Source organism: Streptomyces sp. NBC_00872 (assembly GCF_045161915.1).
In the GTDB taxonomy this organism is placed as follows: Bacteria; Actinomycetota; Actinomycetes; order Streptomycetales; family Streptomycetaceae; genus Streptomyces.
In genome coordinates this window covers 1312696-1325711 of sequence record NZ_CP108806.1, presented here as the reverse complement: position 1 = coordinate 1325711, position 13016 = coordinate 1312696, and the positions used below count along the sequence as shown (strand labels likewise).

The 13016-nt window shown below is 70.9% G+C and carries 9 protein-coding genes; 5 read left to right on the top strand and 4 right to left on the bottom strand.

The window, feature by feature from the left end; genetic code table 11:
* The first annotated feature begins 194 nt into the window (after nt 1-194).
* A complete protein-coding gene (locus tag OG214_RS05560; RefSeq protein ID WP_363085453.1) occupies nt 195-656 on the top strand; it encodes an SRPBCC family protein in 462 nt (153 codons plus the stop codon).
* Nucleotides 653-2281 (top strand): NAD(P)/FAD-dependent oxidoreductase, encoded by a 1629-nt coding sequence (locus OG214_RS05555; RefSeq protein ID WP_363085454.1) that lies wholly within the window; start codon nt 653-655, stop codon nt 2279-2281. The genes OG214_RS05560 and OG214_RS05555 overlap by 4 nt, the downstream gene beginning before the upstream one ends.
* A 108-nt stretch (nt 2282-2389) precedes the next feature.
* Here OG214_RS05555 and OG214_RS05550 read toward each other — a convergent pair whose 3' ends face one another.
* Nucleotides 2390-3670 (bottom strand): PucR family transcriptional regulator, encoded by a 1281-nt coding sequence (locus OG214_RS05550; protein WP_405983976.1) that lies wholly within the window; start codon nt 3668-3670, stop codon nt 2390-2392.
* 284 nt (nt 3671-3954) lie between these two features.
* Here OG214_RS05550 and OG214_RS05545 point away from each other — a divergent pair, with 284 nt between their 5' ends.
* Both OG214_RS05545 and OG214_RS05540 read left to right on the top strand, forming a co-directional pair.
* Complete coding sequence (locus OG214_RS05545) at nt 3955-5724, top strand: alpha-keto acid decarboxylase family protein (RefSeq protein WP_405983975.1); 1770 nt, start codon at nt 3955-3957, stop codon at nt 5722-5724.
* 172 nt (nt 5725-5896) lie between these two features.
* Nucleotides 5897-7396: a twin-arginine translocation signal domain-containing protein gene (locus OG214_RS05540; protein WP_405983974.1), complete on the top strand. Its 1500-nt coding sequence runs from the start codon at nt 5897-5899 to the stop codon at nt 7394-7396.
* 143 nt (nt 7397-7539) lie between these two features.
* On the opposite strand, the gene OG214_RS05535 is transcribed toward OG214_RS05540, so the two are convergent.
* Nucleotides 7540-8304, bottom strand: coding sequence for a glucose 1-dehydrogenase (locus OG214_RS05535; protein WP_363080605.1), 765 nt, complete (start codon nt 8302-8304; stop codon nt 7540-7542).
* A gap of 325 nt (nt 8305-8629) precedes the next feature.
* Here OG214_RS05535 and OG214_RS05530 point away from each other — a divergent pair, with 325 nt between their 5' ends.
* On the top strand, nt 8630-10168 hold the full coding sequence (locus tag OG214_RS05530) for an MFS transporter (protein WP_405983973.1): 1539 nt from the start codon (nt 8630-8632) through the stop codon (nt 10166-10168).
* Between the two features lie 121 nt (nt 10169-10289).
* Here the strand turns inward: OG214_RS05530 and OG214_RS05525 are convergent, their stop codons facing one another.
* Together OG214_RS05525 and OG214_RS05520 are read right to left on the bottom strand one after the other, a co-directional pair.
* The gene (locus OG214_RS05525; protein WP_405983972.1) at nt 10290-11891 is read right to left on the bottom strand and encodes a sensor histidine kinase; all 1602 of its coding nucleotides are present in this window, start codon (nt 11889-11891) and stop codon (nt 10290-10292) included.
* Entirely contained in the window at nt 11891-12667 is a 777-nt protein-coding gene (locus OG214_RS05520; RefSeq protein ID WP_405983971.1) for a response regulator transcription factor, read from the bottom strand. The genes OG214_RS05525 and OG214_RS05520 overlap by 1 nt, the downstream gene beginning before the upstream one ends.
* Between the last annotated feature and the right edge of the window lie 349 nt (nt 12668-13016).

The following is a 13016-nucleotide window of genomic DNA, read 5'->3' as shown; positions in this document are numbered from 1 at the left end:
GGACGCCCGTGCCCCGGTTGCCGCGGGTGCCGTGGTGCCGGAGCCTCGTAGTGGACCGCGCATACCGGTCGATCGGTCCTGAGCCGAAGGCCGGTCCGGCGACGGAGAGCGAGAGTCCGCGGGTCCGTCACCCCCTCACCCCCTCGTCCCGCACCCCCCTCACCCCCCTCACACCGATTCGCCAGGGAGGGCACATGGCTGTACGGCACCAGCTCGTCCGCAGCGAGCCGTCCGCGGTCTGGGCGGTTCTCGAAGATCCGTCGCGTTACGCCGACTGGGTCGTCGGCACGGCCTTTTCCGCCCCCGGGGAAGGTCCGTGGCCCGAGGTCGGCTCCTCCCTCTCCTACACGGTGCGTGTGGGCCCCAAGGAGTTTCGCGGCAGCACCGTCGTCCGGCGCTACGAACCGCCCCGCTGGCTGGAGTTGGAGGCACGCAGCGGACCCTTCGGCACGGCGCGTATCGCCTTCGACATCCGGTCCTGGGGCGACGAGACGCTGCTGATCGTCGACGAGCATCCGCTGCGCGGCTTCGCCGGCGCGGTCCACAACCTCGCGATCGACGCGCTCCTCCAGATCCGCCACCGCGACATGCTCGCGCGGCTGGCGAAAGTGGTGGAACGGGAGAGCGCGGCGGACGGGCAGGAGATCCGGCGATGACCGACGCGGTGGTGATCGGAGCCGGGCCCAACGGCCTCGTGGCAGCCAATCTGCTCGCCGACGCCGGGTGGAGCGTGGAGGTACTGGAGGCACAGGACGAGCCCGGCGGTGCCGTACGCAGTGACCGGGGAGTCCACCCGGACTATGTGAGCGATGTGTTCAGCGCCTTCTATCCGATGGCCGCCGCCTCTCCCGTACTCGCCGGGCTCGATCTCTACGGGGAAGGGCTGCGCTGGAGCCATGCCCCTCATGTGGTCGCGCACCCGCTGAGGGACGGGCGGTGCGCCGTACTCGACCGCGACCGCCGGGTGACGGCGGCCGGGCTGGAGACCTTCGCCCCCGGTGACGGCCGGGCGTGGGACGACCTCTGCCGGATCTGGGACGGTCTGCGGGAGGACCTGCTCGCTACGCTCTTCACTCCCTTCCCGCCCGTCAAAGCCTCGGTCCGGCTCGCGGCCCGGCTGCGCGCGGCGGGCGGACTGCGGCTCGTACGGAGCATGCTGCTGCCGGTACGGCGCCTCGGCGAGGAGGAGTTCGACGGCGAGGGCGGCCGGCTGCTGCTCGCGGGCAACGCGCTGCACGCCGATCTGGCCCCGGAGTCGGCGATCAGCGGCGGATTCGGCTGGCTGATGTCCATGCTCGGGCAGACCTACGGGTTTCCGGTTCCGGTCGGCGGCTCGGGAGAGCTGACGGCGGCACTGGTACGGAGGCTGAACCGGCGCGGAGTCGCCGTCCGCTGCGGCGAGCGGGTCACGGAGGTCGTCGTACGAGGAGGCAGGGCGGTGGGGGTACGTACGGCCACGGGCGGGGCCGTCGCCGTACGCAGAGCGGTCCTCGCGGACGTATCGGCGCCGGATCTGTACCGCGGACTCGTCGGCGCCGAGCATCTGCCGTCGCGTGTCATGGACGATCTGCGCCGCTTCCAGTGGGACTGGGCCACCTTCAAGGTCGACTGGGCCCTTGACGGACCCGTGCCCTGGGACGCCCGCGCGGCCGGCTCGGCCGGCACCGTCCATCTCGCCGACGGGATGGACGACCTCACCCGGTTCGCGGCCCAGCTCGCCATGGGCCGGGTCCCCGACCGGCCCTTCGCCCTTCTCGGCCAGATGACGACCGCGGACGCGACGCGCTCTCCGGCCGGTACCGAGTCGGCGTGGGCCTACACCCACGTACCGCACCATGTCCGAGGGGACGCCGGTACGGACGGTCTGACGGGCCGATGGGATCCGTTCGAACAGGAAGTCATGGCCGACCGGATCGAGGAACGGGTCGAACGGTACGCACCGGGCTTCCGCCACCGGATCCGGGCCCGCCGTATCCTCGCGCCGCCCACACTCCAGGCCGCCGACAGCAATCTGCGCGACGGAGCGGTCAACGGCGGTACGACCAGCCTCCACCAGCAGGCGGTCTTCCGGCCCCTGCCCGGCACGGGCCGTCCCGAGACACCGGTGCGCGGGCTCTATCTGGCCTCCGCGTCCGCCCACCCGGGCGGTGCGGTGCACGGCGCGCCCGGCGCCAACGCGGCCCGCGCCGCGCTCCGGGCGCACTGTTCGGGCCGGGTGCTCGCCACGGCACAGCGCGCGCTCGCGCGGCGGGGCCGGAGCGGCGAGACGGACGGCCCCTGACTCAGTGTCGGCCCCTGACTCAGTGTCGGCCCGTGACTCCGTGTCGGCGCGTGACTCGGTGTCGGCCGGTGACTCCGGTGTGGGCCCGTGACTCCGTACCGGCCCCGGTCAGGGCGTGTGCGGGGCGGGGTAGAGATCGAGGGCCAGGAGCGATCTCATGAGGCCGTCCCGGGTTCTGGGGTCCCAGCCGGTGAGTGTCGTCCAGCGGTCCAGCCGGTATACCACCGTGTTCGGGTGTACGTGCAGCGCGCGGGCGGCGGCGGTCGGGATGAACCCGTGGTCCGCGTAGGCGATCACGGCGGCGGACAGATGCGGGTACGCGTGAGCGGTACGGGCACCGGCGCCGAGGACATCGCTCAGCCTGCGGGACTGCTCCGCGAGGCTCGACTGGAGCCAGGCGACCGAGTAGCGGACGGTCCCGCCGTCCTGGCGCAGCGCGAGCGACAGCGCGCCGTCGGCGTCCTGGAAGCTGTCGGCGGCCCCGGACAGTCCGGTCCTCGGCAGTCCGACGCCGAGCGGCGGAGCCGGAGGGCCCTCCCGGCCCACCGCGCGGTCCATCGCGTGGCTCACCGCGCGGTCCGCCGTCTGGCTCACCGCGCGGTCCCCCGCGTGGCCCACCTCCCGGTCCACGGCCCGGCTCGCCGCCCGGCTCGGCGCCCTGCCCACCGCCCGGTCGAGTGAGCGCAGGATGGCGTCGTCCGGCACTCCCTGGCTCAGGACCGACAGCGCGCCGCCGTGAATGGTGGCCACCACCACGCCCGGCCCGGTGGCGGTGTGCCGGCGGAAGCGCTCCAGGCCGCCGCTCGGCAGGTCGGCGGAGCGCCCGCGGAACGCCTGGAACGCGCCGACCGGGTCGTACCCCAGGGAACGGGCGAGTGTCACCGTCGCCTCGTCGGCCGGGTCGGCGGCGGCCATGGCCTCGATCAGCCGCCGGTACCGGTCCTCCTGCGCCGACAGCTCCGAGCGGAGGACCGTCTCGTACGCGACGGCCACCGCGTCGGTCAGTTCCTGGATCCAGGTCCAGAACGTGGTGACCTGCCCGGCCAGTTCGGCGACCGCCTCCTGTCCCCGGCGGACCGCGCCCCGCATCAGCGCGTTCCAGGTCTCCCGATAGCCGATGTGATACGCGCCGAGAACGGTCTCGACCGGCAGACCCTGCGCCGCTCGCGCCGCGCCCAGCCGCGAAGCCGCCCGGAGATATTCGGCCGAGGGCATGATTCCGCGGTCCAGTGCGTCCAGCAGCCCATGGAGCTGGACCGTCACAGCGCGAATGTGCTCCTGTTCCGGCACGACCGAGTACGGGGGAATCTCCGTACGGATCATTTCCGTGACTCTCGGTGCGAAGTCCGGCAATTCCTCGATCATCTCCCGGAACAATGAATCGATCATGGGTCGCCTCGGATTCGAGCGGAACGCGGATACCGGCGGGTCCGCCGCTCCGACACACCCGCCTCGGAACACCCGGAACCGGTGTCGGCCACGGTCTTCCACGCGCCTGTGGATTCACCGTACATCTCCTGCCACGGGCCCGCGTCCGTAGCGGATCACCCCTCCTCACCTTGAGGTTTCCCCAAGAAACAGGCGCGCCGATTCTCGCTTCCTGCCCTACCGGGAGCGGGTGCGCCCATGGATGGTTGAGAGTGGGACCAGAACCGCGGGTTGGAGCGAAACCGATGACTTCACGTGACATCACGATCGCCGAATACTTTCTCGACCGTCTCGCGTCGCTCGGGGTGGACCATATTTTCGGTGTTCCCGGAGATTACAATCTCGCCTTTCTCGACAAGGTGATGGAGCACCCCCGGATCGATTGGGTGGGAAACGCCAATGAACTGGGTGCCGCGTACGCGGCGGACGGTTATGCGCGTGTCCGGGGGATCGGGGCCCTGCTCACGACCTTCGGGGTGGGGGAGCTGAGCGCCATCAACGGAGTCGCGGGCAGCTACGCCGAATACGTGCCCGTCGTCCATCTCGTCATCGGTCCCTCCACGGCGGCGGAACGCACCGGTGCGCTGGTCCATCACACCGCCGGGGACGGTGACTTCGAACGCTTCGAGCGTGCCCAGCGCAGCGTCAGCGCCGCCATGGCCACCGTCACCCGTGCCGACGCCGCCGAACAGATCGACCGTGCCCTGGTGGCGGCCCTCCGGGAGAAGCGGCCCGTATATCTGCGGATGGCCTCCGATGTCGCGCTCGCCCCGATACCCGCGCCCGTCCGTCCGCTGCCACGGGAGGGACGTTCCTTCCTGGTCGACCCCGTTTCCCTGGAGCGGTTCGCGGACGCGGCGGGCAGGACGCTGGCCGGTGCGCGGAGCGTCACCGTGCTGGCGGATTTCCTGGTGGACCGGTTCGGCGCGCGGGAGGCACTGGGCGAGCTGCTGGATACGGGCGGGCTGCCGTTCGCCACGCTCTGCATGGGCAAGACGGTCGCCGACGAGAGCCGCTCCAGCTCTCTGGGGGTGTACTCGGGGGCCTTCGGCGACCCGCGCGTCCGGCGGACCGTCGAGGACGCGGATGTCCTCATCCGTGCGGGGGTGCGGCTGACGGACACGACGAGCGGCGGCTTCAGTCACCGTATCGATCCCGGCCGGGGGATCGACCTCCAGCCGGAGTCCGCCTTCGTCGACGGCACGGAGTACCCGGGGGTGCCGCTGGGCGTCGCGCTGTCGGCGCTGACGGGAGTGGTGGCGGGGAAACCGCTCGTCGACGCGTTCACCGGTGGTGCGGGAGATTCCCCTGCCGGAGCTTCCGCCACCGGAGCTTCCGCCAGCGGGGTTGCCGAAACCGCGGTTTCGGCAAGCGCGGTTTCGGCAACCGGAGCTTCGGCCGCCGGGCGCGGCCCGCGTCCCGACGAGCCGCTGACCCAGTCGTATCTCTGGCCACGGATCGCCAGGTCGATCCGGGAGGGACAGACGGTGGTCGCCGAACAGGGCACGTCCTACTTCGGTCTGTCCACCCAGCGCTTCCCCGCCGGATCGCGGTTCATCGGACAGCCGTTGTGGGGCTCCATCGGATACAGCCTGCCGGCCCTGCTCGGCGCGCAGCTCGCCTCTCCCGGCCACCGCTGTCTGCTCGTCATCGGAGACGGCTCGGCGCAGATGACGGCCCAGGAACTCGGGACCATCGGCCGCTACGGCCTCACACCGGTCATCGTCCTCGTCAACAACGCGGGTTATACGGTGGAGCGCGCCATCCATGGCCCCGAGGCGGCGTACAACGACATCGCCCGGTGGGACTGGCAGCGACTGCCCGCAGCACTCGGCGTCCGCGACGCGCTCTGTCTGAGCGCGGACACCCCGGCAGGACTGGACCAGGCCCTGGCGGCGGCCGACGAGGCCACGGACCGGCTGGTCCTGCTCGAAGTCCACACCGGTACGCACGACGCGCCCGGTCTGCTCCGTGACATCGTCGCGGGGATGAGCGGCCGGAACGGCGAGAGCTGACCGCGTACGTCCGGGCACGTCATCGGGACGACGCGGCGGCCCGGACGACATCTCACATTCCTACCGTGGCCCGCACGTTGTTCTCGATTTCCCTGACCTCTGTTCATGTTCCGTTCGGTTTGAGCCTCAAGACTCGGTCGCCGCCCCCGACGAGTCGAACGAGAGGCTTCACGTGAAGAACAAGAGCAGCGAAGATCCGGAGTACTCGGCCATCTCGCGCCGCAGGCTGGTCAAGTACGCCGGTGTCGGGGCGACGCTGGCGGCCGCGAGCCCGCTGGTGACCGGCGGCCCGGCATGGGCGCATGACGACGACCGCAAGCAGGAGAAGTCCGGTGACTCCGGCAAGCGGGTGTGGCGTGCCGGTGACCACCATGTGCACTCGGAGTACAGCGGTGAGTTCGACACGTCGACGACCCCGCCGACGTTCCACAAGGGCGCGGACGCCGTCTACCCGATCGTCACCAACGCGATCATGGCCAAGCACTTCGGTCTCAACTGGGTGATGTGCACCGACCACGGCGGGCCGACGCACTCCAAGGTGAACCTTGAGCAGGCCTACCCCGATCTCCTGCGCTCCCGTGTGCTGGTGCCCGAGGTGCTCCAGTTCTGGGGGATGGAGTTCGACGCCCCGGCGCTGGACCACCACACGCTGATGATCCCTCACCACAGCGACGAGGCACAGCAGCTCTACGAGCTGGAGCGCCGCTTCGCCAAGAACGACCCCTTCCCCGCCGATCCGGGCCGTGACACCGAGGCCAAGATGATCGAGTTCCTGAAGGCCGCGAAGGACATGAGGCGCAAGCCGCTGGTGATCGCCCACCACGCCTCGCGGTCGGCGACCGGCCTCGGTGTCTACGGGCAGGACACCCCGCGCGAGTTCCGCAACGGCAACAACGCCGCGCCGGAGATCTATGTCGGCTTCGAGGGCGCGCCCGGTCACCAGGCGGGCCCCCTCAACGGAGGCGCGCGCGGCGGCTACGGCAACTACCCGACCCACGGCGGCTTCGACCAGATGACGGCCCGTGTCGGCGGCCTCTGGGACTCGCTGCTCGGTGAGGGCCGGCGCTGGTGGATCACGGCGACCTCGGACTCGCATGTGCACTGGACGCGCGGTGGCTCCGACTTCTGGCCGGGCGAGTACAGCAAGACCCATGTGCTGGCCAGGCAGGACTACGCCGACATCATGGACGGACTCCGTAACGGGCGGGTCTGGGTCGGGACCGGCGATCTGATCACCAGCCTCGATCTCACGGCGGGCAACCGCGGTGACGAGGCCGCCATGGGCGAGACGCTCACCGTCAGCCGCCGCAACCGCACGGACGTCGAGATCGAGATCAGGTTCCGTCCGCTGGAGGGCAAGAACGGCAACGGCGACCGGCCCGAGGTCCGGCGTGTGGACCTGATCGTCGGCGAGATCACCGGCCCGAGCGCCAGCCTCGACACCGACACCAACCCGACCACCAAGGTGGTGGCGCGGTTCGGCCCGCGCGACTGGCGCAAGCAGGGCAAGGAGTACGTCATCAAGCACACCCTGCGCAACGTGGACAGCGACCTCTACGCCCGCGTGCGCGGTACGAGCACCGACGAGGTCGAGCCGCTGGCGGACGGGCTGGAGAGCCCCTGGGACGACCTGTGGTTCTACTCGAACCCGGTCTTCGTCCACGTCCGCTAGGACCCGTCCCGGACATGCTCCGGAGCCGCGGAGACACCCCTGATCCGGGGTGTCTCCGCGGCTCCGCGCGCGGCCGAGGGCGAGGGAAGAGGGGGACGAGGGGGCGACGAGGGGGCGACGAGGGCGAGAGCGAGGAGACGCCCTCAGCGGCCACCGGACACGGCGATGTCGCTGCCGGTGACGAACGACGCGGCGGGCGAGATCAGCCAGGTCACGGTGTCCGCGATCTCCCCCGGGCGGCCGAATCGTCCGATCGGGCTGTGGGCCACGGCTTCCTTGGTCTCCGGATTGTCCAGATCGGCCGTCATATCGGTGGCGATGATGCCCGGTGACACACTGTTCACCCGGATGCCCTCCGAGGCGACCTCGTTGGACAGCGCCCGGCTGAAGGAGATCAGGGCGCCCTTCGTGGCCGCGTACGGCACGAGTCCCGGCAGACCGCCGGTACGGGCGGCCACCGAGGCGATATTGACGATCGACCCGCCCCGGCCGCCATGGCTGGTGGACATCGTGTGCACGGCGTGCCGGGCGCACACCATCGGGCCGAGGACATTGATCGCCAGCAGCCGCGACAGCCCGGTCGGCTCCTGGATGTCGAAGGGGGCGGGCGCACCCGTGGTTCCCGCGTTGTTGACCAGTGCGGTCAGCGGGCCCAGTTCGCGCTCCGCACGCTCGAACATGTCGGCCACCTCGTCCGGTTCCGACACATCCGCGTGCATGGCGCTCGCGCGCCCGCCGTGCGCGCGGATGTCGGCGGCCACTTCCTCGGCGGGTTCCGGGTGCGAGGAGTAGTTGACGACGACGCCGTATCCGGCCTCGCCCAGTTCTGTGGCGATGGCCGCGCCGATACCCCGGCTCGCGCCTGTCACGATCACCGTGCCGTGTTCGCCCTCAGCAGTGTTCGACATCGCTGTCTTCGCCTCCTCGTGGAGCTGGTCCCTCGTCGGTCCCTGTGCCCCACGGTGGGAACGCTCCCTGCCCCGCGTCCGTACGCGGACTTCGGGTCACGGGCGGAGACTCGGCTCGCTGCGTGGTTGGTTCGCCCTTCCCTTCCAACGTACTCGCGGGAGCGGATTTGTCTTCCGGACAAGGCGACCGGCCGGCGGAACGAGAGGCAGCCGGGGCGTTGGCACTCCAGCCGTCCCGTCCCGCCGCGTCTATTCCCGCGCGGTGGGGGCACCTGGCGGATATTGGTGCGATCGACTGCCAGGACGAGGGACGAGGAGGGAAGCGATGGCGACACCTGCCCTGCCGGGGCCGGGAACCACACCGCCGACCGGTGCGACCGGGACCATCACCACGGCCGTACCGGCCCGGCTCGACCGGCTTCCCTGGTCGCGCTGGCACTGGATGATCGTCATCGGTCTCGGCACGGTGTGGATTCTCGACGGTCTCGAAGTGACGATCGTCGGCAATATCGCGGGCCGTCTGTCCGAGGACGGCAGCGGACTGTCGATCACATCCGCGCAGGTCACCGGGGTTGCCGCAGCGCTGTATGTGGCGGGTGCGTGTGCGGGCGCGCTGTTCTTCGGCGGGCTCACCGACCGTTACGGCCGCAAGAAGCTGTTCATGGTGACCCTGGCCGTGTACCTCGCGGCGACCGCGATGACCGCGCTGTCCTTCGAGGCCTGGTGGTTCTTCGTCTTCCGCTTTCTCACCGGGTTCGGTATCGGCGGCGAGTACGCGGCCATCAACTCGGCCATCGACGAGCTGATCCCCTCCAAGTACCGGGGACGGGTCGACCTGATCATCAACGGCAGCTTCTGGCTGGGCGCCGTCGCCGGTTCGCTGCTGTCCATCCTGATGCTGAACACCGCGCTCCTCCCCAAGGACGTGGGCTGGCGCATCGCCTTCGGCCTCGGCGTCGTCCTCGGCCTGGTCATCCTTCTCGTACGACGGCATGTGCCGGAGAGTCCGCGCTGGCAGCTCATCCATGGACACAGCGAGGAGGCGGAGAAGCTCGTCGACTCCGTCGAACGCGGTATCGAGGAGGAGAAACACCGGAAACTTCCGCCGCCGGCCGGTGAGATCACCGTTCACGAGCACGAGAGCATCGGCTTCGGACTCATCGCCAGGACGGTCTTCCGCCGCTACCCCAGGCGGGCGGTGCTGGGGCTGTCGCTCTTCATCGGACAGGCGTTTCTCTACAACGCGATCACCTTCGGTTTCGGCACGATCCTGACCACCTTCTTCGATGTGCGCACGGGACACACGGGCTACTACTTCGCGGTGATCGCCGCGGGCAACTTCTTCGGCCCGCTGCTGCTCGGCAGGCTCTTCGACACCGTCGGCCGCCGGATCATGATCTCCTCGACCTATCTGCTGGCGGGTGTCCTGCTCTTCGGTACCGCCTGGCTCTTCGACAGCGGCTCGCTGACGGCCACGACCCTCACGGCGTGCTGGTGCGTGGTGCTCTTCTTCGCGTCGGCGGGAGCCAGCAGCGCGTATCTCACGGTCTCGGAGATCTTCCCGATGGAGACCCGCGCCATGGCGATCGCGTTCTTCTACGCGCTCGGCACGGCGGCGGGCGGTATCAGCGGCCCGCTGGTCTTCGCGGACCTCACGGCGTCCGGGGTGGTCGGCGACACCGTGCTCGCCTTCCAGATCGGCGCGAGCCTCATGTGCGCGGCCGGTCTGGTGGCGGCCTTCCTGGCCGTACGGGCCGAGGGCCGGTCGCTGGAGGACATCGCGGCGCCGCTGTCGTCGGTGCCCGGTACGGGCCGCGACCGGGGCGGAGCGGGCGGCCGGGGCTCGGGCGGTGTACGTGCGTGACGTGACGTGACGTGACGTGTCGGTCGCACGGGACCTGATCGTGTGCGCGTGACCGTACGCATGCCGCGTGTGTACGGGACTGTACGCACGGAGCATGCGTACGCGACCGGGCGTGGCGCCCTCAGACCGTGCCGTCCCCGGCCGTGCCGTCCCCGCCGTGCCGTGGTGGCGCGGGGAGGACGACGGTGAACTCGGTCCGCCCGCCTCCGCTGACCGCGTCCACCGTGCCGCCGTGTGCCGTGACCACCGCGTGGACGATCGCCAGACCGAGTCCGGTGCCGCCGTCCCTGCGCGAGCGGCCGCCGTCCGCCCGTACGAAACGGCCGAAGACTTCGGGCAGGAGCCGCGCGGGAATGCCGGGGCCGTCGTCCGCCACGGTCAGCCGGACGGCGCCGGAACCGGCCGACAGCCGTACGGAGACCTCGGTGCCGTCCGGGGTGTGGGAGCGGGCGTTGGCGAGGAGATCGCCGATCACCCGGCGCAGCCGTTGCTCGTCACCCGTCAGGGTCACCGCCTCCTCCGGCAGGTCGAGCAGCCACCGGTGACCGGGGCCCGCCGCCCGCGCGTCCTCCGTGGTGTCGAGGACGAGCCGCGTCAGATCCACCGGACCCCGGTCGAGGGCCCGGCCCGCGTCGATGCGGGCGAGCAGGAGCAGATCGTCCACGAGCCGGCTCAGACGCTCCGACTCGGACCGGATGCGGGTCAGCGCGCGCCGGAAGTCGGCCGGTACGGGGCTCCGGTGGCGGAGCGCCAGCTCCGCGTGTCCGCGTACGTTGGCGACGGGGGTACGCAGTTCATGGCCGGCGTCGGCGGTGAAGCGGCGCAGACGTTCCTCGCCGGTCCGCTCCCGCTCCAGGGCGTTGCCGACCTGCCCGAGCAGACGGTTGACGGCGGTGCCCACCTGACCGGCCTCGGTGTGCGGGTCGCCGACCGGGACGGGACCGGGCAGGGCGGCGGCCCCCGCGGCGGCCCCCGCGCCGGCCAGGGGCAGATCGGCGACGCTCGCCGCGGCGGCGGTGACCGTGCGCAGCGGTCGCAGGGAGAGCCGTACCCACAGCGCTCCCACGGTGCCGGTGGCCACGAGAGTCACACCGAAGACCACCGCCTCCACGCCTTCCAGCCGGTGCACCGTCTCCTCGACGGGACGCAGTGGCAGACCGGTGACCAGGATGGCCTTGCCGTCGCCCGGTACGGCGGTGACGCGGTACGCCCCCAGGCCCGACAGCCGCAGATCGTGGCCGTTCCCGTCGGCGGGGAGCGCGGCGAGCGCCCGGCGGTCGCCGGGGGTCAGCGGCACCCTCACATCCGTACGGTCCTTGACGACGGCCGCCCGGGTGGGGGTCCCGTCCAGCAGCCGCGCCCCGAACGTACCCTCCGGCTGCCCACCGGTGTCGGGCGGATCGCCGGCGTCCGATGTGCCCTCGTCGTCCAGACCGGCCGCGAAACGTCCGTCGGACGCGGAGAGTTGCTGGTCGAGGCGGTCGGTCAGGAAACCGTCGAGCGCGAACGCCGTGGTGAGGCCGACCGCCAGACAGGCCAGGGCGACCAGGACGAGCAGCCCGGCGGTGAGCCGGCCGCGAAGAGTGCGGGGCGGGTGGGGACGGTGACGGGCCAGGAGGGCGCGGCGGACGTGGTGCGACGGACGACGGGCGGGGGGTGGGGCCTGGCGGGCGAGGGTCTGGGAGGCGAGGGCCTGGGAAGTACGAGTGGGGGGCCGTCGCATCAGGGCTCCGGCTTGAGTATGTAGCCCACACCGCGCACGGTATGGATCATCGTGCTCCTGCCCATGTCCAGCTTCTTGCGCAGATAGCTGATGTAGAGCTCGACGACATGCGCGTGGCCGCCGAAGTCGTAGGACCACACGTGATCGAGGATCTGCGCCTTGGACAGCACACGGCGTGGGTTGCGCATCAGAAGACGGAGCAGTTCGAACTCCGTACGGGTCAGTTCGACGGGATCACCGCCGCGGGTGACCTCCCGGGCGGCCTCGTCCATCACCAGATCGCCCACGACCAGACGGTCGGCGCCCGTCCCGCCCGCGTCGTGTGCCTCGTGTGCCATGCCCGCCCGGCGGAGCAGCCCGCGCAGCCGGGCCAGCAGTTCGTCCAGGCTGAAGGGCTTGGTCACATAGTCGTCACCGCCCGCGGCGATCCCGGCGATACGGTCCTCGACGGTGTCGCGCGCGGTCAGGAACAGGACGCACACATGCTCCAGGTCCCCGCGCAGCTGACGCAGGACGCGCAGACCGTCCATGTCGGGCAGCATCCGGTCCAGTACGACGGCATGCGGGCGGAAGACACGGGCCGCGGTGACGGCGGACGCGCCGTCGGCCGCCGTGAGGACACGCCACCCCTCGCCGGAGAGCACACCGGAGAGGATCTCGGTCAGATCGGGCTCGTCGTCGACGACGAGGACCCGCACGGGACCGCCGTCACCGCCGTGCGTGTGCGTACGCGTAGGACGCGTACGCGTAGGGAGTGGGTGGCTGTGACTGTCCATGGTGTGTTCCAGGATCCCCTCCGAGAGGGGGCGCCGGGGCGGCTGCCGGCTCTGAGTTCTCTCTGAATCGGGCGCCGGCGACGGTGTTGAGAGGGTCGTCACAGGTTGCGCTGCGAGGCTCACGACTCATCGGCCGTCGGCATCGGTCATCGGCGAAGAGAGGACCCATGAGCAGCACCGCAGCGCAGGCGCAGGCGCAGGTGGAGGCGGACACCCGGTACGGCACCGTGCGGGTCTCCGCCACCGCCAAGGCCGTGTCGGAGGGGCCCGGTGGCTGACTCCGAGCGGTCCGACGCCACGCGGTCCGAGGGCATGCGGTCAGAAGTGCGGGGCTCCGGCTTCAGACAGG

Coding starts and splice junctions, on each gene's coding strand:
- OG214_RS05550 (WP_405983976.1), bottom strand. CDS start 3,670: ATGATCGATTCATTGTTCCGGGAGATGATCGAGGAATTGCCGGACTTC.
- OG214_RS05535 (WP_363080605.1), bottom strand. CDS start 8,304: ATGTCGAACACTGCTGAGGGCGAACACGGCACGGTGATCGTGACAGGC.
- OG214_RS05560 (WP_363085453.1), top strand. CDS start 195: ATGGCTGTACGGCACCAGCTCGTCCGCAGCGAGCCGTCCGCGGTCTGG.
- OG214_RS05525 (WP_405983972.1), bottom strand. CDS start 11,891: ATGCGACGGCCCCCCACTCGTACTTCCCAGGCCCTCGCCTCCCAGACC.
- OG214_RS05555 (WP_363085454.1), top strand. CDS start 653: ATGACCGACGCGGTGGTGATCGGAGCCGGGCCCAACGGCCTCGTGGCA.
- OG214_RS05545 (WP_405983975.1), top strand. CDS start 3,955: ATGACTTCACGTGACATCACGATCGCCGAATACTTTCTCGACCGTCTC.
- OG214_RS05520 (WP_405983971.1), bottom strand. CDS start 12,667: ATGGACAGTCACAGCCACCCACTCCCTACGCGTACGCGTCCTACGCGT.
- OG214_RS05530 (WP_405983973.1), top strand. CDS start 8,630: ATGGCGACACCTGCCCTGCCGGGGCCGGGAACCACACCGCCGACCGGT.